Source organism: Marinobacter sp. ES-1, from assembly GCF_000475255.1.
In the GTDB taxonomy this organism is placed as follows: domain Bacteria; phylum Pseudomonadota; class Gammaproteobacteria; order Pseudomonadales; family Oleiphilaceae; genus Marinobacter; species Marinobacter vinifirmus.
The window spans coordinates 26386-51189 of sequence record NZ_AXBV01000013.1; the positions used below are offsets into that span (position 1 = coordinate 26386).

Annotated in this window: 25 protein-coding genes and 1 pseudogene; all 26 read right to left on the reverse strand. The window is 51.2% G+C overall.

Annotated features, from left to right (window positions below; translation table 11 throughout):
* Positions 1 to 133 precede the first annotated feature (133 nt).
* Entirely contained in the window at positions 134 to 1261 is a 1128-nt protein-coding gene (locus Q668_RS00700; protein WP_081697525.1) for a Fic family protein, read from the reverse strand.
* A 276-nt stretch (positions 1262 to 1537) separates the two neighbouring features.
* Positions 1538 to 2281, reverse strand: coding sequence for a phosphoribosyltransferase (locus tag Q668_RS00705; RefSeq protein WP_022987658.1), 744 nt, complete (start codon positions 2279 to 2281; stop codon positions 1538 to 1540).
* A 212-nt stretch (positions 2282 to 2493) separates the two neighbouring features.
* Positions 2494 to 2763: a type II toxin-antitoxin system YafQ family toxin gene (locus Q668_RS00710; RefSeq protein WP_022987659.1), complete on the reverse strand. Its 270-nt coding sequence runs from the start codon at positions 2761 to 2763 to the stop codon at positions 2494 to 2496.
* Positions 2750 to 3034: a type II toxin-antitoxin system RelB/DinJ family antitoxin gene (locus tag Q668_RS00715; protein WP_036218763.1), complete on the reverse strand. Its 285-nt coding sequence runs from the start codon at positions 3032 to 3034 to the stop codon at positions 2750 to 2752. Before Q668_RS00715 ends, Q668_RS00710 begins: the two co-directional genes overlap by 14 nt.
* A 307-nt stretch (positions 3035 to 3341) precedes the next feature.
* Positions 3342 to 3581: a type II toxin-antitoxin system ParD family antitoxin gene (locus Q668_RS16680; protein WP_081697526.1), complete on the reverse strand. Its 240-nt coding sequence runs from the start codon at positions 3579 to 3581 to the stop codon at positions 3342 to 3344.
* A 177-nt stretch (positions 3582 to 3758) separates the two neighbouring features.
* Positions 3759 to 4010, reverse strand: a complete 252-nt coding sequence (locus tag Q668_RS00720) for a DUF2442 domain-containing protein (RefSeq protein WP_022987661.1) — start codon at positions 4008 to 4010, stop codon at positions 3759 to 3761.
* 185 nt (positions 4011 to 4195) lie between these two features.
* Positions 4196 to 5212, reverse strand: a complete 1017-nt coding sequence (locus Q668_RS00725) for a DUF2235 domain-containing protein (protein WP_022987662.1) — start codon at positions 5210 to 5212, stop codon at positions 4196 to 4198.
* Positions 5213 to 5323: 111 nt separating this feature from the next.
* Positions 5324 to 6415, reverse strand: coding sequence for a glycosyltransferase family 4 protein (locus Q668_RS00730; protein ID WP_227498247.1), 1092 nt, complete (start codon positions 6413 to 6415; stop codon positions 5324 to 5326).
* A 29-nt stretch (positions 6416 to 6444) separates the two neighbouring features.
* Positions 6445 to 7476, reverse strand: a complete 1032-nt coding sequence (locus Q668_RS00735; RefSeq protein WP_022987664.1) for an NAD-dependent epimerase/dehydratase family protein — start codon at positions 7474 to 7476, stop codon at positions 6445 to 6447.
* 68 nt (positions 7477 to 7544) lie between these two features.
* Complete coding sequence (locus tag Q668_RS00740) at positions 7545 to 8132, reverse strand: YdcF family protein (RefSeq protein WP_227498244.1); 588 nt, start codon at positions 8130 to 8132, stop codon at positions 7545 to 7547.
* A 184-nt stretch (positions 8133 to 8316) separates the two neighbouring features.
* On the reverse strand, positions 8317 to 9357 hold the full coding sequence (locus Q668_RS00745; RefSeq protein ID WP_022987666.1) for an EpsG family protein: 1041 nt from the start codon (positions 9355 to 9357) through the stop codon (positions 8317 to 8319).
* Between the two features lie 48 nt (positions 9358 to 9405).
* Positions 9406 to 11370 (reverse strand): asparagine synthase (glutamine-hydrolyzing), encoded by a 1965-nt coding sequence (gene asnB / locus Q668_RS00750; RefSeq protein ID WP_022987667.1) that lies wholly within the window; start codon positions 11368 to 11370, stop codon positions 9406 to 9408.
* On the reverse strand, positions 11370 to 12488 hold the full coding sequence (locus Q668_RS00755; RefSeq protein WP_036218747.1) for a glycosyltransferase: 1119 nt from the start codon (positions 12486 to 12488) through the stop codon (positions 11370 to 11372). The genes asnB and Q668_RS00755 overlap by 1 nt, the downstream gene beginning before the upstream one ends.
* The gene (locus Q668_RS00760) at positions 12485 to 13570 is read right to left on the reverse strand and encodes a glycosyltransferase (RefSeq protein WP_022987670.1); all 1086 of its coding nucleotides are present in this window, start codon (positions 13568 to 13570) and stop codon (positions 12485 to 12487) included. The genes Q668_RS00755 and Q668_RS00760 overlap by 4 nt, the downstream gene beginning before the upstream one ends.
* Before the next feature lie 90 nt (positions 13571 to 13660).
* Entirely contained in the window at positions 13661 to 14545 is an 885-nt protein-coding gene (locus Q668_RS16685; RefSeq protein ID WP_081697527.1) for a capsular polysaccharide synthesis protein, read from the reverse strand.
* 351 nt (positions 14546 to 14896) lie between these two features.
* Positions 14897 to 15469: a glycosyltransferase gene (locus tag Q668_RS17695; RefSeq protein ID WP_152521748.1), complete on the reverse strand. Its 573-nt coding sequence runs from the start codon at positions 15467 to 15469 to the stop codon at positions 14897 to 14899.
* Positions 15470 to 15473: 4 nt separating this feature from the next.
* Positions 15474 to 16466, reverse strand: a complete 993-nt coding sequence (locus Q668_RS16555; protein WP_022987671.1) for a glycosyltransferase family 2 protein — start codon at positions 16464 to 16466, stop codon at positions 15474 to 15476.
* 183 nt (positions 16467 to 16649) lie between these two features.
* Positions 16650 to 17577, reverse strand: a pseudogene (locus Q668_RS00770) (IS5 family transposase).
* A gap of 97 nt (positions 17578 to 17674) precedes the next feature.
* Positions 17675 to 18568, reverse strand: coding sequence for a glycosyltransferase family 52 (locus tag Q668_RS16690; protein WP_161628518.1), 894 nt, complete (start codon positions 18566 to 18568; stop codon positions 17675 to 17677).
* A gap of 84 nt (positions 18569 to 18652) precedes the next feature.
* A complete protein-coding gene (locus Q668_RS00780) occupies positions 18653 to 19354 on the reverse strand; it encodes a cytidylyltransferase domain-containing protein (RefSeq protein WP_022987675.1) in 702 nt (233 codons plus the stop codon).
* Positions 19347 to 20402, reverse strand: coding sequence for a nucleotidyltransferase family protein (locus Q668_RS00785; protein ID WP_022987676.1), 1056 nt, complete (start codon positions 20400 to 20402; stop codon positions 19347 to 19349). The genes Q668_RS00780 and Q668_RS00785 overlap by 8 nt, the downstream gene beginning before the upstream one ends.
* Positions 20403 to 20405: 3 nt before the next feature.
* Positions 20406 to 21080 carry an acetyltransferase gene (locus Q668_RS16695; RefSeq protein ID WP_081697529.1) on the reverse strand — a complete coding sequence of 225 codons (675 nt, stop codon included), beginning with the start codon at positions 21078 to 21080 and terminating at the stop codon, positions 20406 to 20408.
* A complete protein-coding gene (gene neuB, locus Q668_RS00790; RefSeq protein WP_022987678.1) occupies positions 21070 to 22140 on the reverse strand; it encodes an N-acetylneuraminate synthase in 1071 nt (356 codons plus the stop codon). The genes Q668_RS16695 and neuB overlap by 11 nt, the downstream gene beginning before the upstream one ends.
* Before the next feature lie 2 nt (positions 22141 to 22142).
* Complete coding sequence (locus Q668_RS00795) at positions 22143 to 22832, reverse strand: PIG-L deacetylase family protein (protein ID WP_022987679.1); 690 nt, start codon at positions 22830 to 22832, stop codon at positions 22143 to 22145.
* Complete coding sequence (gene neuC / locus Q668_RS00800; protein ID WP_022987680.1) at positions 22822 to 23997, reverse strand: UDP-N-acetylglucosamine 2-epimerase; 1176 nt, start codon at positions 23995 to 23997, stop codon at positions 22822 to 22824. The genes Q668_RS00795 and neuC overlap by 11 nt, the downstream gene beginning before the upstream one ends.
* The gene (locus Q668_RS00805; protein WP_022987681.1) at positions 23987 to 24796 is read right to left on the reverse strand and encodes a GNAT family N-acetyltransferase; all 810 of its coding nucleotides are present in this window, start codon (positions 24794 to 24796) and stop codon (positions 23987 to 23989) included. The genes neuC and Q668_RS00805 overlap by 11 nt, the downstream gene beginning before the upstream one ends.
* Positions 24797 to 24804: the final 8 nt, after the last annotated feature.

A 24804-nucleotide genomic window follows, 5' to 3' on the forward strand; every position in this document is an offset into this window, starting at 1 on the left:
TAAGAAAAACCAAAAGCTTTCTATCTTTAATTTCGTGTTTTTTCGTGGATTTCGTGGCCAAACAGTCCTTATCTTTTCATTTTTCCGTGTCCTTCCGAGGATTTCGTGGCAAAAAAGTCTTTAACCCACAGAATCACAAGTCCAGCTTATACCGAGCATAGCGCCCTTTGCTATAAATGGGCGCCAGCACACCCTCCGCAACCAGGTGTTGGAGATCCCGGGTAGCCGTGGCTTTGGAGCAACGCGTTAAATTCTGATATTTCGCCGCATTGATCCCATTTTCAAAGCTCGGCGCATCCTGGCCCAGCATCCTGCGAATCAGCTTAAGTTGTCGGTCATTCAGCGATTCAGTGTCGAGCCCGTCCCAGAAGCGGGCCTTTTTCACCACGTACTGAATAACATCAAACGCACCTTCCAACGCCTCAACAACCCGCTCGCCAAACCAATTAACCCAAGGCGTCACATCCAGCGTATCTTTCGACGCCTTGTTAAGCTGCTGGTAATAAGCCTTCCGATGCCGACTTAACACCGTCGCCAGGCTCATCATCAGCGGCTGCCCCAGCATCTGGCACACAGCCACATCCGCAACAGCCCGCCCCACCCGGCCATTATCGTCTTCATAGGGGTGAATCGTTTCAAACCACAGATGAGCAATCGCCGCACGCGCCACACCAGGTAAGGCGCGGGAGTCATCCTCAAACCAATCCAGGAACCGCTGCATTTCCTCGGGCACACGCACAGAAGGCGGGGCCTCGAAGTGAATCGTTGGATTGTGAACGGGGCCAGAGACTATCTGCATGGCATCTGGATGGGTACGCCACTGCCCCGCCATGCCGGCCGGGCCCAGAAACGGGCCAGAATTGTGCACCGGAAGCACCAGTTCATTCCAGTGGTGCAGGCGTTCCGCTGTTAATGGTTCTTCGTAAAGGTCCATCACTTCAAGAATCAGAGCGGAGATACCTGCCGCTACCGGGTCATGTACCGCCATCTTCTCATTGGGGCTCAAAAAATGATTCTTGATGGAGCTGCGCACATCCGCGCGATTAAGCGATTCGCCCTCAATCGCACTGGTTTCGATCGCAGCGCTGACCAGAAGATCCAACTTCGCTTCGCTACCAAGGCTTTCCGGCACAACCGCCATCGCCCCAAGAATCTTATGAGACGCCGCAAGAGCCTTACTCGTCCAGAGCTCTGCAGAGTTCTGATCAAAGCTGTAAGCAGGCCAGTTGTCCAGTTGCCATGTATACATCGAATGAGCCATTAGCAGATATCTATCGGCTCACTTTAGCATGAAATAATGAGCCGTTAGAAAAAACTTAACGGCTCAACCAAAGCTGGCGCCCCTTCTTAGAGAGAATTTTTGCCACGAAATCCACTAAAAACACGAAAAAATTATTAAAAAACGTTTTTTTATCTTTTAACCCTTTCGTGTCCTTTCGTGGATTTCGTGGCAAAAAAAGCCCTTAACCCCCAGCCTCAGCCATCACCAATCAGTGTTCAGACTCAGACTGATGACAAACGTTGCTTAATATGAGCTTCAATAACCTTTTGATAGCAAGCGGAGATGTGTCTCTTTTTCTGCCTTAAGGCATCGATTTCGGATCTCGTCAACTGTTCGAAAGCCGACGAGATATCCTGCTTCGTTAGCTGTGAGGGCGGACGTGTGTATTCCGAAGATTTGTCTGATTTCATCTCCAAAACGCTCCTGTAATAGCCTTATATGCTGTTTAGCTGGCCGAAAATCCTTAGAACGACCAGCGTTAGCTAACACCAGTGTACCAAGAACCTGCCCTCCATGGAGCAGCAGATAATTCGCAAGCTCTGCCAGAGTGCCTCCCATGCTCGTAACATCGTCAACCAGAACATAATGAGCACCGCTCTTCACCGCACCTTCAAACGATGGCCGCAAGCGCAGCCTCTCCATCGGATCAGCACCTGTATGAAAAACACGCTGCAGCTGAACGATATCGGTTTCACTTTCACCGTTGAATATCTCTGCAGCCATGAGCGATAAAATAAGCGGCAACGCATTATCACCCGATGCCTCCCTCGCAAAAGGCGAGACAAATATCGCACCCTCTGGAAACTCTCTTCGAAGACCGTACAGAAAATCGAAAGCAAGATCCTCGATCAACTCAAGTGCGGCATTTGGGTCACCGCCTTTGGCTGCAGTGTATGACGAATGCGCTTTTAGATCCTCATCAGTACTAAAAAGATGAAAATGCTGCGCATCGGGGGGTATTGCGTAAACGCGCTCCATTTGTCTTACGTTGTCAGACATTGTAACGCAAATTCCGGACGAATGATGATGCTCTTCATAGCGCTTCCTTACTCCCTGGAGTTAACTGGAATTCCTTTTTCTAGCCAAAGTATTCCTATTTTTTCGTGTCCTTTAGTGGATTTCGTGGCAAAAAAGTCTTTAGCAGTCACCCACCAAATCCACACCTCCCCCCCTAGAGTTAATTGGAATTCCTTTTCTTGACCAGGCTTTCTCTAAAAAAGCTCACTGTGGCTGCCAATTCTCGCCAGCTGCAGCGTGCCGTTATCAACCCTGTAGATCAAAACCAGGTCTGGCTTGATGTGGCAATCCCTGAAACCATGCCAGTTGCCGGTCAGAGCGTGGTCGACATTCTTGTCTTCCAGTGGCTCATCACGCTGCAGCTTAGAGATAATGCGTCCCACCTCGACAATATCCGGGATGGGCAATTTCGTTATCTTTTTGAAGTCTTTTTTAAACTGGGTTGAGTATTCAAGGCTGTGCATGCGCGATTTTGCCATCCGTGAGCTCTTCTAAAAGGCTATCCAGCGACTCCGCGCGGTGCCCCCTCCCTTCCCTGAGTTCCTGCATAGCAGCAGTGCTCGTTTCATTCGGCTGCGGCACCTTGATCTCAAAGGGAATCCCGCCGTGATTAATAACCGCACGAGCAAACAATTTAATGGCTTGTGACGGGCTAAGGCCAACCTCGTCACAAATATGCGAGAACGCAACCTTGGTATCGTGGTCTATACGGGCACTAAGCATCTCGGTTTTCATGACGCGCTCCATTTGTCTTACGTTGTCAGACATTGTAACGCAAATTTCGGACGAATGATGATGCTCTTCATAGCGCTTCCTTGCTCCCTGGAGTTAATTGCAATTCCTTTTTCTAGCCAAAGTATTCCTATTTTTTCGTGTCCTTTAGTGGTTTTCGTGGCAAAAAAGCCTTTAACAGTCACCCACCAAACCCACACCACCCGCACGTGCTGGCGCCCCGCATAATCCGGGCTCAGGCACAGAACCTGGGTAGACGTGCCGGGTTCCGGCGATTGCCAGCTATTCCAGCGCCACCCCAACACCTTGATTACGCAGAATCCCTGGCTGCCCGACGAATCTCCTCCAGCGTGCGATTGCTCAAACCGCTTTCCTCTCCCTCCAGCAACGCTGCCCGTAATTGCTCCAACCCGGCACTGCGCTCCTGATCCCTCCGGATCAAATCACGAAAGTACTCACTATCGTTTGTAAAATCACCACGAGCAATCCGAGACTTAACCCAGTTGCTCTGGGTATCTGTCAAAGTGATTGTCTTGCGAACAGTTGTCATAAGCACACCACCCCAAAGATCATACTATTGGTGCAGGATAGCATTCCTTCTGACCCGCCAAACCAACCTGGCTACAAAGGGGTCGTACCCCGCAGCGGCAAAGTATTCTTATTTTTTCGTGTCCTTTCGTGGATTTCGTGGCAAAAATTCACAACGCCCACCCGCTTGGCGCACAAACTAAGCCACACTCTCACGCTTTGGGTGAGTCTGATCCCCCCACCCAGCCAACAGCCCATGCACGCTGATGTCTTCATCCAGGGCATCCCAGTGAATACCATGAACACTCAGCTCATAATCTTTGCGGCTGGCACTATCAGCATTCAACAAACGGGGAAACCAAACAAGAGGCGCACCAACCGTTCGGCCATCTGACAACAACACCCAAAGGTTATCCTCATCAAACCAGACTTTCTCAGGCGAAATAGTCATGCCACGCATCCTCCTGGAGTTAATGGAAATTCCTTTTTGGCCACGGACACTCACAGACCCACACGGACGAAAAACTAAAAAATGTTTTTTTCTTTGTCCGTGAGCGTCCGTGAGTGTCCGTGAGTGTCCGTGGCCATGAGGCTTTCAGTTCTTTTCTTCCGTGTCCTTCCGTGGCAAAAAAATCTTTAATCCGTACCAACCAAACTCACACCACCCCACCCCAAACGCCCAACCAACTCCGCCAACCCAGGGCTCTTGTACGGCACCGAATCATCCTCCCACCGCCGCCGCACGCTCTCATGCACCACCGGCTCCACCGCCCGCACGTGCTTACGCCCCATGGCCTTATAGAAGCCCTTGTACTCATTATGCTGCCGCCCTGCATAATCCGGGTTCAGGCGCAGGAGGAAGTGGGGTTCCAGGCCCAAGCCGCAGGCCTGGGCTTCGCGGGCCATCCACTCGCCGGGGATATCGCCCAGGGCGTGGTCCGGGTAGCCGCCGCCGATGTCGGTATGCACACCGGCAAACCACACCTGCTGCAAATCAATCCCCGCCTTGGGGCTCCACAGGGTAGGCTCGAAATCCTGCCGGTTTTCGTCTATGGCCACCGCATGGCGGGCGTGGTTGATGATGCGGCTGGGCTCGGTGTCGTGGAACAGGTAGCGGCTGGTACCCAGGGTACCCAGAAACGGCGCGGGAATGCCCAGGGCGCCGACGGTATCGAACACGCCGATAAAGTGAATACGGCTCACATCCGCCACCGCGTAGTTCCTGCGAAAGGTCCCCGCCTTCTGCCGCCCGGGGGCAGAGGCCGGGCCTCGGTTGCGGTACAGGGCATAGGCATGGCCCACCTTTTCGGCATGCTCGCGCCGCAAAATCCCGCAGTTGCGAATCAGCCCCGCCAGAGAACGCACGGTATAGGCACCGCGGCTGAACCCGAACAGATACAGCGCATCCCCCGGCTCGTAGTTATGCACCACAAAGCGGTAGCAATCCTGAATGTTCTTGTCGATGCCCTTGCCGGTAATACCGCCGGAGAACTTGTCCCCCTCCGAACCCACACCCCAGTCGTAAAACACCACCTGCTTATTACCGGCCGCATCTTCCGGGGCAATGCCCTCAGCCAGGCGCAGAACGTGGGTAGAGGTGTCGGATTCCGGCGATTGCCAGGTTCCGTCTGAACAAATGATGATGTTTTTCATAGTGCCTCCTGTTCCCTGGAGTTAATTGGAATTCCTTTTATAGGGCTTGCCCCTACCCTTCTTTATTGATTGTTTGCCACGAAATCCACGAAAAAACACGAACAAAGAAAATCACAAACACCCCAAATAAGCCCCAACCACCACATCCTCACTAAACCGCTCCTCCATCCTCCCCCGAGCCGCCTCCCCAGCCCTCTGCACCTCAGCAGCATCCATCCCCAAAACCCGCCGCATAACCCCGGCCAAAGACTCCGCACTGCGCACCTCACACAACCACCCGGTCACCTCCGGCTCTATGGCATGGCGGCAGCCGGGTACGTCGGTCACTATAGCCGGGCGGCCCATGGCGCCGGCTTCCAGAACGGTGCGGGGCATGCCTTCGCGGTAAGAGGGCAACACCAGCACATGGGCCTGCTCAATCAGCGGGCGAACGTCGTCTGTGGCACCCGGGTATTCCACAATGCCCTCGGCCTGCCACTGGCGAACCTCCTCTTCGGAAATCGCCGTGCGGTTACTCACCCCCAGCGGCCCCACCAACAGGCAGCGCACATCCAGCCCTTCGGCTTTCAACTGCCGGCAGGCCTCGGCATATTCCCGAACGCCCTTATCCCCCAGCAAACGGGCAATCATAATAAAGGTGAACGGCCCGCCCTCCGGCAGGGGCGACGCCTGAAACCGCTGCAAATCCACGCCGGAGCCCGGCAACAGGGTGTAGGGCGTATCCCCCAGCATCCCCTTGCCCCGGAACACCTCCAGGTCTTCCTCATTCTGAAAGAACAACCGCTGCGCCCGGCGGTTTACCAGGCCATACACCTGCCGCACCCGCCGGAACAGCCAGGAATCGTGAATAAACGCCGTACCCAGGCCGGAAATGTTGTTGGCGAACGGAATCTTCTGCAGCGCGCACACCAGGCCGCAATAGATGTTCATCTTCACCGTAAAGTTGAACACAAAATCCGGCTGATACCGGCGCATCACCGCCCAGATAAACCGCAGGCTCCGCAGCTCCTGCACCGCACCCGTGCTCTTGCCATCCAGCGGCAAGGCAATGTGCTCCGCCCCCAGCTCATCCACCAGGCGCTGGCTGAAGTCATCCGGCGGCGACAGGCAAATCACCCGGTTACCCTGCTCACGCAACGCCTGAATCGTACTCGCGCGAAAGTTATACAAATACCAGGAGGTATTAGATGTAAGAAAAACCACCGGCTTCAAAAGCGCACCCGCCTGCCCGCTCAATGCTCAAGATACCAAGGCATGGCCCTGGCAATCCCCTCAAAAATCCGAAACTCCGGCGCATACCCAAGCTTACTGGCCGCCTTACCAATATCCGCCTGGGAATGCCGAACATCCCCCGGCCGGAAATCCCGGTACACCGGCTCTTTGTCATACACTACGCCGTTCTCCGCCAGGGCACTCTTCAGCGCGGCGAACAGATCATTCAACGTGGTGCGGTCACCCACCGCCACGTTGTAAACCTCATTCTTGACAGAATCCTCCGCCGTGGCCGCCAGCAGGTTGGCCTGCACCGCATTCTCGATAAAGCAGAAATCCCGGCTGGTCTCGCCATCTCCGTTGATGAACACATCCTCACCGCGCACCATGGCGGCAGTCCATTTTGGAATCACTGCGGCGTAGGCACCATCCGGGTCCTGGCGCTTGCCGAACACATTGAAGTAACGCAGGCCAATGGCCTTGAAGCCGTAACTGCGGGCGAACACCTCCGCATACAGCTCATTCACATACTTGGTGACCGCATAAGGCGACAACGGCTTGCCAATGTTCTCCTCCACCTTCGGCAAGGCCGGGTGATCGCCATAGGTAGAGCTGGACGCCGCATAAGTGAAACTCTTCACCCCCGCATCCCGCGCCGCCACCAGCATGTTCAGGAAGCCGGTAATATTGGCCGCATTGGTGGTGACAGGATCATTCAAAGACCGGGGCACCGAACCCAGTGCGGCCTGGTGCAGCACGTAATCCACACCCTCGCAGGCCCGGGCACAATCTTCCAGGTTGCGGATATCGCCCTCGATGAAATCAAACCGCGCCCACTGCTCTGCAGACACCAGGCTGCGAACCTCGTCCAGATTGCGCTGGTAACCGGTGGCGAAGTTGTCCAGCCCTACTACGCGCTGGTTCAGCTTCAGCAGGTGCTCCAGAAGGTTGGAGCCGATGAAGCCGGCTGCGCCGGTGATTAGCCAGGTTTTGGGTTGGCTGGGGAGTTGGTCGAGAAGTTGGGGGTAGCGCCGATTATCAGCAGACAGCATCAGAGAACCTTTTAGAATTTATTGGCCACGAAAACCACGAAAAGACACAAAAAATACGGAAGAGATAGTTAGCGCCCCACCAAACGCCCGACAATCTCTTTGATCGCCCGGCTACTCCCATCCAGTGCACTGGTTTCAGGGAGCAGGTTTCGCCACAAAGGCCGGGACAGTACTTCGTGGTCGGTCGCTACCGGAATAACCTCAAGCCCCTGAGCCTCGAATAATCCCTTCGCCCTTGGCATGTGATAGGCAGACGTAACCAGAAGAATCCGGTTAATGCCCTGCTCTGCCAGAATATCCGCCGAATACTCTGCATTCTGGCTGGTATTCCGGCTCCGATTTTCCAGAACCAAGGCCTGGCCGGGAACTCCCAGATCCCGCATAAACAGGCCCATAGCTTCAGCTTCAGACGCAGCACTGTGCGAAGGATCACTGCCGCCGGTCAGCAGCACCAATGGTGCCTTAGAAGCATGAAACAACCGGGCGGCATGCCAAACCCGATCAGCACCGGATTCAAGGTTCGGATACAGGTCGCCATGGCCGGCAGGCGACACACCGCCGCCCAACACCACAATAGCCTCTGCCTGGGGCACTTCATGAACCGCCATGGGTGGGTGTTGATCTTCCAGATAGCCGCGCACCCAGTTGCTGGCCACAGGCAAAGACCAAAACCACAGCCACACTAACGCCAAAGCGCCGAGCCAGACGGCAAATCGCCTGCGGCCCGTAAGAGCTGCAACTACAGCCAACAGGCCACCGAATAGAGATGCCCCCAAAGGCGATATCAATACTATGGCGAGCTTGGAGACTACAAACATGGACTACTCGCCTCTTGAATACTCAGAGCCAAAGAATATTCCGATATGGCAACCACGCATAAGCATGCGTCGCAAAAAACAACCAAACCGCCTGCACAAGCCCGTAATATCCAATTACCCCAAGCGCAACCAAGCCACGATGCCGTGGATCAGTCACCACAAACGGTAAACGGGCGAAGACAAACATCTGAATCGGAATGAGGTACAACGCGACCCTATCGGTCGCTGTAGAGGACAAAACAACTAAGGGAATGCAGACCAAAGACAGCAAGGCCATCCAGAACCAAAGTTTATCCTCCGCTTCCGTCAATCCCAAATATCGCCGGAAGACGAAGAACAACATTGCGGGAACCGCATTCATAAGGACCCGGATCAATCCACCCTGAGATTGGTAATCGGCCTCAACATAGTTAGCCCACAGCGCATCCGCAGAATCGAATACAAAAAGATACCCTCCAATCAGAGACATCAGGCCAATCCAGAGCAAGCTCCAACCGCGATTCGTGGTGGAAGCCAAAGCGGCAACAGGCAACATAAGAACAGCTGACTTATGGAAAGCTGCTCCGAGCATCACCCAGAAAACAAACCATCGCATCTGACCATTACCGAGTGATACCAGCCCGATGAGAAGCAACCCCAAGGCTGCCGACTGCCGGGTGTAACCCATGCCAACAACAATAATCAGGTACGGAACTGCCACCAATAATGCGAGCCAGGATAGCGGCTGGGCTTTGGCGAAGCGCACCACCCCAGCCATTACAATCATCCCGCAAACTGAGTTCACCCAAAGGATGGAACCTCCGGCTTGTGCCACTAGCCAGCTCAGCAGGTAATAGGCTGGATCTTCACCAAAAATCAACTGCCAAAAGCTCTTATCGGAGTATTGCTCGAACAGTCTCAAATAGTTGAACCAATCCCCCCCAACCTGATAACGCAAACCTATAGCCAGAGAGAAAAGAAACCAAACAAGACCCCAGGAATAAAGCCTGGACTTCTCGGTCAACCGACGATTAGCCAGCACAACGCCCGCCGGTACAAGAAAAAACAACCAGTAAGGAATCATGAATTTCCTAAGGTAAGAAAACCAAAAACCAAGCCAATCGACAGCGACCTAACCAACAGATGGTTGCCACCGCTTTGCCCAAGCGCTCAACTGCAGCACCGTCCATAGCTGCTGTGCAAAATGGCCCTTACCCTGCAAATGGTTTCGCCACATGGCCTGCACCGCACGGGGGTTGAGTGCAGGTACCATAGCAAGGGAAGACGCACTCAAAAGATCTTCTGCCCACTCTCTCAACGGTCCACGCAGCCAGTCATCCAGCGGCACGGCAAAGCCCATCTTGGGTCGCTCGATCAGCTCACGGGGCACATGGCGGTAAAGAATCTGTCGCAAAGCCCACTTGCCCTCGCCATTTCGAACCCGCATATCCAGCGGCAATTGCCAGGCCGCAGCATACACATCCGGATCAAGAAAAGGAGCCCGAACTTCAAGGCTGCTTGCCATGCTCGCACGGTCAACCTTTACCAGAACATCGTCCACCATGAAGTTGAGGGTATCCATCAACATCATCCACTCCACCTGATCAAACCCGGCCAACGCGGGATATAACTGCTCTACAGGTTTACCAGAACAATATTCAGATTCCAGCAAGTCTTCAGGGTGGCGATTCATGGAGGCCAAGCCACCATAAAGTGCCCTGTCAGAAGTGCAAGCCAGCACATCCGCCAGTTTGTAGAGCTTCTCACCAAAAGTTCGGATATGAAGACGGGAAGGTAGAATGCGGCTACCCACCCCCATTAAGCGATCATATCCACTGGGGGTTACGCTCTTCAGCATACGAGCCAGAGCTTGTCGCAAGGGTTTTGGCATACGCGCAAGCTTACCCCAGACTCGGGGCACCCATACATAACGGTTGTACCCCCCAAACAGCTCATCACCTGCATCGCCACTAAGCGCAACCGTGACATGCTGCCGTGTGAGGCTGGAGATCAGAAAGGTAGGTATCTGAGAGGAATCTGCAAACGGCTCGTCGTATAAATCGGGCAGTTTCGGAATCACATCCAGAGCCATCTGGGAGGTTGCCCGCAACGTGGTATGTTCCGTTCCAAGGTGCGCAGCCACGGCAGCTGCATGTTCTGACTCGTCATAACGCGGGTCATCAAACCCTACCGAAAACGTTCGAATCTTCCGGGTTGACTGGCCCTGCATCAGGGCCACTATCAGAGAACTGTCCACACCTCCTGAGAGAAACGCACCCAGCGGTACATCCGCCGCCATTTGGCGCTGAACAGAGGCACTTAGAGCCCCCTCAACATTATTCAACGCCTGCTCGCGCGATTCTGGGGCGCTCTGGCGAGCAGAACGAGCGACATCAACGGCAGACCACCATGTTGCAGGCTGAGGGCACTTTCCCGCCTTCATGTCTGCCAGAGAAACCCTCAGAAGTGACCCGGGCAGTAACTTACTCACCCCTTTGAAAATACTCTGCTCACCACCTACACAGCCGAAACGCAGATAACGCTCCAGCACCCCAGATTCAAGTTCACCCCGGAACCCGGGGTATTGCTTCAAGGCTTTGAGTTCAGACGCAAATACAAAGGCACCACCCACCCAGCCGTAATAGAGAGGCTTCTCACCAAACCGATCCCGGGCCAGCGTCAAGCATTGCTCCTCCCGATCCCACACCGCAATGGCGAACATACCGCTGGCAAGTCGAAGCACACTCTCAATGCCCCATTCACGGAAGGCATATAAAAGCGTTTCGGTATCCGAATGGCCCCGCCAGGGGATATCAACGCCCGAGGCCAAATGCAGCCGCTTTCGAAGCTCCAAGTGGTTGTATACTTCGCCATTAAACACAATGACGTAACGACCACATTCCGATGCCATCGGCTGATGCCCGGCAGGAGAAAGATCGAGAATCGACAACCGCCGGTGTGCCAGTGCCAGGCCCATTTCAGGCTCGCTCCACACACCACTGTCATCGGGGCCGCGATGGACAATGGCATCGGCCATGCGCCGCGCCACCAACTCATCCGGGCGCCCCAAAGCCCAAAAGCCTGCAATGCCGCACATCAGCGCGAACCTTCTGCCATTTGTGGAGTCTCACCACGAAAGACGGCGAGATACCGATCAGCTGTTGCCGCCAGTGAAAACTTCTCGATAACTCTTGCGCGGGCCGCCTCTCCCATTAATTTACGTTCGACATCGGACAAACGCAGCGCCTGGCCTATCGCACCGGACAACGCTTCGCTATCCCGCGGCTTCACCAGATATCCGGCCTCTCCAACCACCTCTCTTACACCGCCGCTATCCGTTGCCACCACAACTCGCTCACAGGCCATAGCCTCGGCCACAACCAAGCCGAAACCTTCCCAGGCGGAGGACAAGACGAACACATCGCAAGCAGACATCAGTGCGGGAACGTCGTGCCGAACACCCAAAAAGTCCACTTGGTGAGCAATGCCCAAGGAGTGGGCAAGTTCTTTCAACTCACTTCGCAGCGGCCCATCGCCAATAATTGCCAACCTGAATTTGACAGACCTGCAAGCCAAATCGGACATAGCCATCAACAAACTGGGGTAATCTTTTGGCTCCCACAGACGCCCGACTGCAATAATCAGAGGGGTAGAGTCGCTTAACGAAAGCTCCGTCCGGATGCGATCCCGTGCGTTCTGATCAAAGACAAAATCCTCTGTATCAATGCCATTGTGTATGGCATACATTCGACCCGGCAAAAGAGCTCTTTGGCTCTCAAATGCTTGAACTGCTTCCTCAGAAACATTCGTCGATATATCCGCCAATCGATCTGTTAAGCGATAGGCCAACATTCGAAAGCGCCCTTCTTCGTTGGTATTGTGGGCACTGGATACCAGACTGGGAATGGGCGTGACGAGCCGCAACAGCCGGGTAAGGATATTGGCATGCACCAAATGGCTATTTACTACATCTGGTCGAAATTCAAGAACCAATCGGCGCAATCGCCGCATTGCAACCAGCACACCCACTGGGCTGCGGCGCATGTCCAGATTCTCGAGCCGCACCCGCGGGTCGCCAGGGCGCAATTCGGCCTCACCATGAAACCGAACCAGCATTACCTCATGACCAATGGCAGCGTAGCGATCCGCCAAAGACGTCACCAATCGCTCGGCGCCGCCAACGCCCAGACTGGTGATCACGAGTAGCACTTTCATTCTCCAGCCTTAGTAGAGCGCCGTCCGATCAATGACTCAATTCCAGCCTGGATATGCCCGAGCACTCTCTCTTCGGTAAATTGCTCTGCCTTAAGACGGCAAGCTTCATGATATGAGCCACTATTTTCGATCAGATCGATCACATCATAAACAAACGTCTCGGACTCCACATCAAGGGGGTCAAAGGCTATACCGGTAACTGGATCAACTCCCTCTACAAATTCGGCACAGTAGCCAGCGCTGTGGGTAGTAATTGCAGGTATTCCACGGGCATGAGCCTCGAGCAACGTAGTGGCAAAGCCTTCGTGATGGCTGGTAATAGCGAAACACCTGAGTTGGTCGTAAACGCTCGGCAAATCTTGCCTATCTACCCACGGACGAAGCTCAATCAACTCCTGCATGCCCAAGCGCTCGACCTCATGGCGCACCAGAGCTTCTTCCTCTCCCTTGCCCACGATCAGCCCCGTGATGGGCCGCTCGGAAACGTCGTTCAACCTCGCCAGGAGCTTTACGAAAAGGGGAATATTTTTCTGAGCTGACAAGCGTGCAATCAGGCCCACGTCGTACTGTTTCTCATCCGAACCAGACGCGCTAAAAAACCAAGGTGAGATAAAGTTCCCCACGAACTCCACCGAGACCGGGAATGACTCCTGGTTGTCTTTGTTTACACTGTAAACTCGGTGGGCGAAACGGCTTGCCATCCGCAACATATGGAACTCCAGCCACCCGTGCCCAAGCCCGGCTTTATTTTTCCGCTGCAGGTAAAGATGGAGTAGAGAGACTACCTTTAGTCCGTAAAAACGAAAGATGGGGGCCAGCCACAAGGAGGAAAGATCGTTGAGCACAATAACCTCAACACCTCTCGTCTTGAGAGATTTGGCAAGCAATGGCGCTTTAAGGAGCCGCTCTCTTTTACTTGAAACGGAAGGCATTCGGATGGTTGGAGATGAAAAACTATCAGGCTCAGAGGTTGAAATAACCGCCTCCATACCGTTGCGATTCAGGTAGCCGCACAAATTATCGATATAAATCTGTCCGCCGCCCCAGATTTTCTCACTGGGAGAGTAAATGCAAACTGTCAAAGCGTTACCTTTCCCCTATATAAATACTTTAAAAGCCAAAATAGATTTTGAAAATATTTCATACCACACAATTAAACAACGCCCAGATAATCACTTCATTATCAATGAGAGAAATTCGGAATTAAGATCATCGTATTTATGAGTCAATTTACCAATCGGATTTTGAGCTACGACTTGGCCTGAGCAACAATTTTGAATTATAGACCGCTGAAGGCTATATATATTACGCACGGATGGAGAGTCAGTTAATTGACTCGCTATAGAATTTGACCTTGATATAATTAAATCCAAAACATCATCCATGATAAGGAACTCTATGGAAGGACCGCTAATCGCATGTAATAAGTTAAGACATTTCGTTACACTCAAAAAAAAGGGGTCCCCCTTTAGTCCGCCCCAGACAGCACCAGACCAACGACCTTTTGAAACATACACTGAACTAGACTGACTATCCAGGACCTGTAAACTTCTTAACCTTCCTTTTAGCATTTCACCAATATCATCTAAGTAATACATTCCAGCGTCAAGCCAGACTCCTCCATGCTTATATATTAAAGAGAAACGTAGAATATCACTAAAATGAGCCGGGTGTAGCAAGCCAGACTCTACCATATCGACATTGGCTTGACTATCTTCACAAAAATCGCCAACATTAAATTTGTCGACAAATATTACATCAAAACTGTCACCATGGGTGGACTTCAAGGAATTAAAAGTCTGTCTTACAGTTTCAGGTGCAGCATCGAAACCTTGGAACCAAAATACAAATATATTTCGATTAACTACCTTACCGCTCCAATCAAAATCTAAACTTTCATTTATAATTTCATGGCAGCATGACTCAACATAACAGCGCCTACAATAGGCTTTATAATTACTTGAAGAAATAAAACGGGAAGGCAAGAAACGGAAAAATGTTTTCCATAATCCAATATATTTAACCGAGGATCTAATGGCCTGAAACTTCCTTAACATTCTCAACCCCAAAATCTCACTTTAATCAAAGTTAGGATAATTAATATCAACACTAATAAAACGAAACGATTTTAGGTTCGCAGCAAACCATAGCCAAAATTTAAGAACTTGAGAACCACGATCGGACACCAGGAAGCTAAACCGAGCAATCTTACATGATTGTCAACTGGCTCTATCATCAATCGACGTAGAGCCCGTGCACGTGAAGGCATACTTTGCCGAATGTTCCCACGCATTCCACTCCGCAATCGACCGTTAATATAAAGACGAATATCCTCTCGCCGTAGAATTGACGGATCTTTCTCAGCGAACTGCGCTAGCATTGCGAGTGATGGCGATACGTCCGAAAGCTCACGTATAGGTTTCTGTGTCTGTCCGCGATCTCTCGCTAGCTGCTCCATGTTTCCCATGTTTCCCATGTTTCCCATGTTTCCCATGTTTCCTCGATAGTATATTGAGGTGACCATGCTCCACCGAGACCGGGAATGACTCCTGGTTGTCTTTGTTTACACTGTACACTCGGTGGGCGAAACGGCTTGCCATCCGCAACATATGGAACTCCAGCCACCCGTGCCCAAGCCCGGCTTTATTTTTCCGCTGCAGGTAAAGATGGAGTAAAGAGACTACCTTTAATCCGTAAAACCGGAAGATGGGGGCAAGCCATAAGGAGGAAAGATCGTTGAGTACGATAACCTCAACACCTCGTCTCTTGAGAGATTTGGCAAGCAATGGCGCTTTAAGGAGCCGCTCTCTTTTACTTGAAACTGACGGCATTCGGATGGTTGGAGACGAAAAACTATCAGGCTCAGAGGTTGAAATAACCCCCTCCATACCGTTGCGATTCAGGTAGCGGCACAAATTATCGATATAAATTTGACCACCGCCCCAAATCTTTTCACTTGGTGAATATATGCAGATTGACAAACTACTACCTCTTTAATCTCAGATAAATCCATTTGGAGAGAGCTCTAACGTGAGACATTGCGACCAAAACAAAGGTAGGCAAACGAGCTAAGGTGCACCAGGCACGCTGCTGAGCGCCAACTAGAGGACTAAGACAAAGGGCCCGTAAAGCTTTAACTCTAGCAATATCACCCTGAAACAATGCTCCTCGCATAGCCTGGACCAATCGTGAATTAATGTACTCCACAACCGACTCGCGACATTCACCTTCCAGAGGAAGATCATTCAGGCGTTGGGACAACATTGACACCGAGGGGCTAATCTCTCCTAAAGAAGCGGGCAAACGGCGAGATTCTAACGTGGGCTCATTGTCTTGACTCTCCATGACGCCCCCAGTGCCTCTAAAATATACCGATGTCAACTCATCGATAATTGAGACAGGATATTCCAAAGCAACTCGAGCCCAAAACTCTAAGTCGCACCCCATTTTGTAATTTTCAAAACCGCCTACCCTTGCAAACACATCCCTCCGCACAGCGACCGAAGAACTATTTATTACCCCGATGGTCTTAGATGCCTCAGAAAAATAATTAACCAGACGTGGCGCTCGCTGACTAAGGCCTCCCAACATTTCAGGAACAATATCATTTTCAACCTCAATTGAGCCAGAACTAACCATCCCAACGCCTTCAAAGGCATCAATGGCTTTTTTTAAGCAAGATAGGTGGGAGGGCATCCACATATCATCTGCATCCAAAAAAGCCACCCACTTGCCGCATGCCTCTTTCACACCAGAGTTTCTGGCAGGACCCTCTCCTTGATTACTCTGCCTCACAAGCCTCAGCCTCGGATCATTAAAAGACTCAACCCTTGCCACACTCCCATCTTTTGAGCCATCATCAACTACAATTAATTCAAAGTTATTAAACTCCTGCTTCAAAACACTTGCAATAGCACGTTCTATATACTTCTCTTTATTAAAAAGAGGGATAACAACGGAGAAGAACATATTGCTCATAACCCAACCTTTATACAAAAATTATTCACCACCAGTTCTCTAGGGAAGGTCTGAATAACCGCCAATTTTCACCAGCATCGGCATAAGCCGGCAAAAAACCGAGAGTTCAGACACCAACCTCCAGTTGTTTGTGTGTTGTTTGCCCGTTTCCCGCCGTTTTGGCGGAAAACGGACAGACTAGCCCTACGCCAGCAGATATTTTTCACCAATAAGCAGGCTGCTGAACGCGGCCAGCAAATGCAGCCGATTGTTGTTCTTGGCCAAGCCGCGATAGCGGACTTTACTGTAACCGAAGACCTGCTTGATGTAGCGGAAGGGATGCTCCACTATGGCACGTACGCTGGCTTTGATTTTCTCTGCTTTAAGCTTGTCGGGTGCCAGGTCATTTGGCAATGAATCAGGAGACGTTTTCGCGGTGCTTATGCTCGTCCCGCTTTTGAATGCCAAGGTAACCGGCATCGCCTAAAACTCGTTGCTCTTTACCATGCAGCAGTTTGTCGGTGGGCACGATGTCGTGAACGTTGGCAGCGGTGGTATCGATGCTATGAATCAGACCCAGCGTGTCATCGACACCAATGTGCATCCTCATACCAAAGTGCCATTCGTTGCCCTTTCTAGTCTGGTGCCTCTCCGGATCACGCTTGCCGGTACTGTTCTTGGTGGAGCTGGGTGCCGAGATTATGGTGGCATCAACAATGCTGCCCTCGCGCAGCATCAGGCCATTTTTCTCCAGGTGCTTGATCACTTCCTTGAACAGCGCCTTTCCAAAGCCATGCTGCTCCAGAAAATGGCGGAACTTGAGAATCGTGGTTTCGTCCGGCAGGTGATCCAGCTTCAGACCAGCAAACTGGCGCATGGATTCGATCTCGTACAGGGCGTCTTGCATGGCGGGATCACTGAGGTTATCGAACAACTGCATGCAATGGACGCGCAGCATGGCAGACCGGGGATACGGAGGCCGTCCGTTCTGGCCCTTGGGGTAATACCGGGCTACCTTCTTCTCCAGCTGCTTCCAAGGAATCAGTCTGTCCATCCGTTCCAGAAAGATCTCGCGACGCGTCTTGCGCTTCTTGGTCTGGTACTCAGCTTCGGAGAAGGTGATCTGATCCATGGAGGCAACGATCCTATACGGTTGAAGATGGCCATATTATCGCTGATCTTGGGACTTATTCAGAGTCTCACTAGGTTTTTATAGAATGAAATTCAAGTCAGTTTAAATAGACCTCTTGACAGCCTGACTCTCTAGCAAGCTCACCAACCCCCGTTAATCTATGATGACCAGGAAGGAAAACCACCCGTTTTCCGGAAACACCCCGCAAGTTGATCATTACACTGCTCAAAAAACCATACAATTCCACCTCGCACCCTGCCGAGTCTTCAAGTATAACCTCCTCAGCTATCCTGCCGCCCTTATCAATTATTAGGCCACCTATCGGTAGCTCTTTTTTCTCCCTCGGGTGTTTAATATAACCATCGATGCCCACAACCAGCATGAAATCGATCATCTTTTCAATCTCTCGGCTAGACATTACTTCCTCAAATGGCGCTCCAATGAAGTATCTTTTCGTGCGTTTTCTTAAAAATCCTATATCACGAACTAGCTCAAACTCGTTCCGCCACCCCCGCAAATACGTCATCCTGTTATCATCGACTATATTTCCAAACCCTTCATACAATGAGTAATGCCGTGCTATTCTCTTTCTAATCTTTTCAACCGCCAAACCTCTAAAAAGGCTCCTGTAAAGCTTCATTCTATTTGTAGCAGGATCAGCATAATAGGGGCCACCTCTAACTAAATTAGCCGCACCGTCATCAAATGTGTAAAGTTTAGCAAACGAAAGCCTACAGACAAGTGCATTTATTACGAGCGAATTTATACTAGCAACATATACATTCTTATAACCACAATCACGGAACCATGAACGCAACCTTAACCGAAGCTTTAGGTGCGTAAAGAGATCAAATCGCTCTGGTGGAAGGTAAGCATAGTCAGAGATCGTGGCACTGCTGGATAAACGACTAAAATAGGATTTATCTTCTTCTGAATTGTTATGGGTAATATACAGGAGGTCGTAGTTAGCTATGTCCAGATGATCGATCAATTGAAGACAAAACCAAGCCTGAAATGGAGTCCGTACAATCAAGAGATTCGGCGACTTGCCCATTAAACACACTCAAACATCAAGTTATTTTTGATTAGATAAAGCAGCTTCGCAGACCCTTAAATCCAGCAACTCATCTACGTCAACTGAGTGTTCTCTCTGCATCACCGAAGCACACAAACGCTCCGTAAAAACCACCCCTGAACTCACCAACCAATCAACCCGAGCCACATAAACCGCCCCGTTCAGCCGATACTCCTTCTGATAATCCTGAGAACGCTTCCCGCTAAGATCAATTCCCTCAAGCCTCGCCCCCTCAGCAATCGTCCCAACCCAGGCGGTCGGATGATCTACCTCACAAACCGTTACAACCGTATTTTCACACCTACCTTCCCGATAAACATCCAATGCCCCCCGAATATCCTCGGCATTGCGAAGCGGCGACGTCGGCTGCAAGAGTACTAAAGTTTTCGGATCATGGCCTGCTGCCTGCTCGGCTTTTATCGCATCAATCAACACATCAGCGGTTGAAGCGGTATCGGTAGCTAGTTCATCAGGCCGCTTATAGGCAGTTACGCCCTGGCTTCCATATTGCCGGGCGATGGCCAGGATTTCCTCGTCATCACTGGTCACCATAATCCGTGCATTCAGCTTCGCTTCCAGCGCCGCTTCAATAGTCCAGCAGATCAGCGGTTTGCCGGCCAGTGGCAGTACGTTTTTGCGGGGTAAGCGCTTGCTGCCGCCCCGGGCGGGAATAACAACCAGAATATCGCCTGTATCACCCATTTAACCGATCCTGCACTTCCGTTTGCGCCTTGTGAAAATCGTCCATCCGCCCGATATCCAGCCAGTACTCATGAATCGGGAACATATTCACGGCATTACCGCCGTCAATCTGCCCTTCCAGCAACGTTGGCATGTCAATCCGGGTACCAGGTTCCACACTTTTTACCAGCACAGGGTCCAGCAGGTAGATTCCTGCGTTGACAAAGAACCGGTGAACGGGCTTCTCGACCATCGATTTAATCTGGGTGCCTTCGCTGGTGATGACGCCGTAAGGCACTTGATGCTCATATTCCCGCACACACATAGTGGCGACACCATTGTGAGTTTCATGGAACTCCAGAAAACTGTGCAGGTTCAGCGAGGTCAGCAGGTCGCCGTTCATCATAAACAAAGGCTGATCGATCTCGTCATGAGGCAGCAGACCCAGCGCGCCGCCGGTTCCCAGGGGCTCTTCTTCATGTACGTACTGAATGCTTATGCCCCACTTCTCACCATTTCCGAAGTAATCGCGGATCACTTCCGGCATATAGTGGGTTGAGATGTAGAAACGGTGGAAGCCGGCCTCAACAAAGTTCAACAGGATTTGCTCAAGGATGGGCTTGTCACCCACTTTCAGCATGGGCTTAGGACAGTTGTTGGTCAGCGGCCTCAGACGTGTGCCGAAACCGCCCGCCATCAGGAAGACAGGGTTGTCGTGACGGTGTTTGTTCAGAATGTCGTGCAGGTTCGCCAGCCCTACAACGCGCTTTTCAGCATCAACCAAGGGGAGCTGCAGTAATTCGTGCTGCTCCATCACCGCCAAAATGCGGCTTTCCGTCCAGGACTGCTCCGCTGTCTTGGGCTGGGCGTTCATCACCTGGTTAACCGGCGTTTCCAGCGGTAAGTGTTTCAGGAGCGCTCTGCGCACGTCACCGTCGGTCAGGGTACCCAGCAACGTGTCGCTGGCATCGACCACCAGGGCGATCCGAAGTGCGGCCTTATCCAGAACTTCAATGGCCTGTTCCAAGGTAGCGTCGCTGTTTACGAGGGCTTTACGCCAGGGCTTCATTAATTACTCCGAATCCAACTTGATTAATGGCCTGGGAGCTTGGCCCAGCAATTTATGGCGTTCTCGAACATCCTTCACCACAACTGTGCCAGCTCCCACAACGGCACCTGCTCCGATAGATATTCCTTGGATAATCGATGATCCAGTACCAACATGAGCACCCTCTCCAATTGTTACTCCACCAGAAACAACCACTCCAGGAGCAAGATGAACATCCGGCCCTATTACACAATCGTGATCTACCAGCGCACCGGTATTGATAATGCTATTGCTCCCGATAGCGGTGTCGGCCTGAATAATGGCTCCTGCCATTACCTGCACCCCCTCACCCAGTTCTACACCCGCACCAATCAACGCTGAAGGGTGAATGACATTCATAAACTGAAACCCGGCTTCCGTGAAACGGTTGAATAGTCGATGCCTCAGTGAGCTGGAGGGAAGGCTGCCCGTCCCATTTACGAGAATTACCTGATCGGGATTTACCTTGAGAAGATCACCGTCATCCCCAATGACAGGGATACCGCGCCAAAGCGTACCTGTTCCGGCAAGAACAGGATCAACAACACCCTTCACCTGAACGCCTGCCAGCCCCAGCGCATCCAGCAAAACTTTCGCGTGTCCACCAGCGCCTAACAGGATGACGTCACGGGCCGCCTCCGAGGCCGAATTAGCGCTCAACAGGTTCACCTTTTGAGTAATCTCGACTAGCTACTGAGCCGACCAAATCCCAATAATACAGAGGAGAAGCGCCCGAGCCCGCTCTCGCAGTTCCGATATTATCGACGGTAAGCAGATCACCGGTCATGATATTTTCGGTCGCAATAATCTGTTGCCTCGCAGCGGCGCGGGTATCCCACTCACTTGGCTGAGGCTTCTTCCGGCCGTCACCCAGAGCGAGTTCAACCGCCCGAATCTGGCTCACCATTTCTTTCAGTTCGCCCGGCTCAAGCGAGGCCCTGTGATCCGGACCAGGCAAAGCTCGGTCAAGTGTGAAATGTTTTTCTATAATGGCCGCGCCTCGAGACACTGCCGCGACCGGGATTAAAAGTCCCTCTGTATGATCTGAATAACCAACAGATAAACCAAAAGCAGAACCTAGGGTATCCATCGCCGTCAGGTTTACCTCGGCCATTGGAGTTGGATATTGAGACGTACAGTGGAGCAACGAAACCTTCTCCCTGATAACTCTCTCGGAATCTCCGCCAGACCAGTTTTGCCAGATTTCAGATAGTGACTCAGGTTCTTCACCACGTAGATAACCCCAAGAAAGTATCGCAAGCGCTTGCTCAACTTCCCCAAGTGTTGCCATACCCGTAGACAGGATTACGTCCTTACCTGTTCTGGCAAACGCCCGCAAAAGAGGCGCGTTCGTAATTTCACCGGATGGAATTTTGTAAAAGGGGAGATCAAGCCCTTCAAGAAACGTCAGGCTTTGCAGATCAAAGGCTGTCGATATGAATGTAATACCCTGCTTCTCTGCATACTGCTTGAGTTCAAAATGCCAGCTCTCCGGTAGCTCGAGCTTTTTGAGCATTTCAAACTGGGATTCGCTAGAGTCTGTAGTTTGCTTTTGATAAGCAGCTTTTGGCGCAGATATGGCGGCAAGGCGTTCTGCGTTGTACGTTTGAAATTTCACCGCATCAGCACCCGCTGCGGCCGCTGCATCAATTAATGCAAACGCTTTTTCCTTGTCACCATTATGGTTTACGCCCGCTTCAGCAATAATCAGAACAGACATGGTTAGCGTATTTCCTTAAGAATCATAAAAGCTTCGGCGGCACGGCAATTAGCCTGTGCCCCACGCAAGGTAGCCAATGCGCGAAGACAGTCCTCGCTACGGGGAAACGGAAACTGCCCCATTTCGCCATCGAACAGCGACATTATGGAGATTTTTTGGTCCAGATACCCTGAGATATCTTCATAAAGATTGGGCCGAAATCCGGGATCGTCTGGGCGCAGACCAAAATCCGTTTCCGATAGCGTTTCATAAGCGTAAATCGCCTTAACAAACGGCGAACGAAAAGTTTTTGCAGCGGAAACTGCGGCGTCAAATACCGCTGCATGATCACTGTGGACATCGTTTCGGTAGGGGATATAGATGCAATCCGGCCTTACACCTTTGATGACAGCACCGATAGCTCCTATGAGCTCGCCCTTCCCTAAAGTATCCAAAGCGGCTGCGGGCAGAGAACAATGGTGCACACCATCAAAGCAGTAGGCTTTCCGAACGGATTCGATTTCCTGGGCACGGACTGGCACTCGTTCCTGAGGGAAGCCCGAAACGCCTTCAATGGTTGTAACAATAAGCCAGTGAACCGATACACCCCGAGCTTTTAATTTGAGGATCGTACCGCCACAGCCAAGGGTTTCGTCGTCTGGGTGAGGTGCAATTATTAGAACCGTTTCAGGAAACACAGACTCAATTTTCAAGAGGATCCTCCGGCTTGCGGACATAGTTTGAAAAATGAAGCTCTTTGATCAGCCGGTAAGCACGGTTAACACTGCGCCCGTCTCCATAAGGGTTAGAGCTACGGCGAAGTTGTGAAAGGAAATCTTCCGATTCCGTACGCAAGACTGCGTCGTTTATAGCCCTTATCGAGCCACCACAAAAAACTACGTTATTTGAGGCAAGACGGCCTTTCTGCCTCTCTCCAACATTCACAGCCGGCAAAGGAATAGAGGGAGCCTCAAGAAGACCGGCCGACGAATTACCTATCATTAGGTCTGATGACCGCAGCAAATTGATAAACAGTGACCTTGACAGGTTTTCGTAAACCGTAAGGCTCGCTGAACCCTTTAGCTTTATTAACGCCTCTCGAATAGCACGGTTGCCCGGGTCACTATTAGGCATGCTTGCACACACATGATACCCAAGGCTATTCAGCACGCTGACCATGTTATGGACATAGGCGCCGGCTCGCTCCCGCTCAGAATCTACTGGATGGAATATAAGAACCGCAATTTTTCCATTCCCAGCGCCAGAATCGATTTTTACACGCTTTAGTACTTCACTTTTAGGCACAACAGGTTCGCTGATAAATTTATCAAGCGCAACGCTCCCAATAACAAAGATCCGACTGTCAGGTTCACCAATTGCCAACAGTCGTCTTTTGTGTTCCTCGGTACTAACAAAGTGGAGCGAAGCGAGCTTTGAGGTGGCATGGCGAACTGGATTATCGACATGACCATCTTTTGCGTGATCACCACCAAAAAAGTGAATCGAGGGGATATTCAAAAAGGCGCAAACAGATGCGTAGATGAGCACATCTTCCCGATCTCCGGCGAACATTACAAGATCCGGAGCTTCATTGCTTAAGATGTCGACAGCCGCTGACTGAAGTATAGCGGCTGACTTAACCCTGGAAGCCTGACTGTCAGCAGCAAGTAAGGTCTCTATCCGATAGGTGACCCTAAATCCATCGTTCTCTATCTCTGAAACAGAGCCTCCCAGCGCCGGAACCAAGTGAGCGCCTGACACTACTAACTGAAAGTCCACACTACTATCTTGCTCGAGCTTCTTATACAGAGCACTCATCAGGTCATACTCAGACCTAATTGAGGTGAACGCAAAGATCTTCAACTTTTCAGAACACATCGGAAAGACACATCTGTCTGAGGACACTATTAGGGTCGAATTCTTTGTTTAGGCCAAGACCACCGAACATATACTCAAAAGAAACGGTGCCTATATCGCTGATAATATTTGCTGGTAGAAGAAGGTTGTAGGAAGAAGCAGCCGGGAGCCGCCTGAGATCAGCAGCAGACTCGTAGTACATCACATCAATCTCTTCGTTGTACGACTTATAGGCAAGACTGTCTAACCATGAATAAGTTACTCCCGGCTTTGCTAACCGCCACTCACGAATCTCAGTGTGTGAAAGATTTACGACTAATTTAGACGATTTTTCAATTTCATTTAAGCTATGAAGGTTGCTTATCTCTTCTAACTCTTCGCGATTAACGGAAACAACAATATCTGGCTGGAGAACTTCCCAATCCAGCCGCTTTTTGAACCCCGGAGCAGACATCTGGTTTGGAAAACCCATGACGAAATCTGCACCATCTTTTTTCAGCTCATCATAAGTTAAGGTTGCCAACTTAGTGAAAAGCCCATATTTCCTATGAGTTTTCGCGACCATGGTTGTCATAGAAAGAAAGGATTTTTGCTTAGCGCCCGACTTATTCATCAATGGATATGGAATGACGGCGTAGTGTGCAACAAGTCCATCATCAAATGCTAATGCAGCGTAAGGATTCCCAAAAGGATTATTAATATACGCCCAATCCCACAAATCACTAGGCAGGTCTTTTCCATATGACTCACGAAACAAATCAAGAATTTCTTTTTTATAGCGAAGCAACTCAGATTTGTCTTTAACTATAACCGTCCTCATAAAAAACC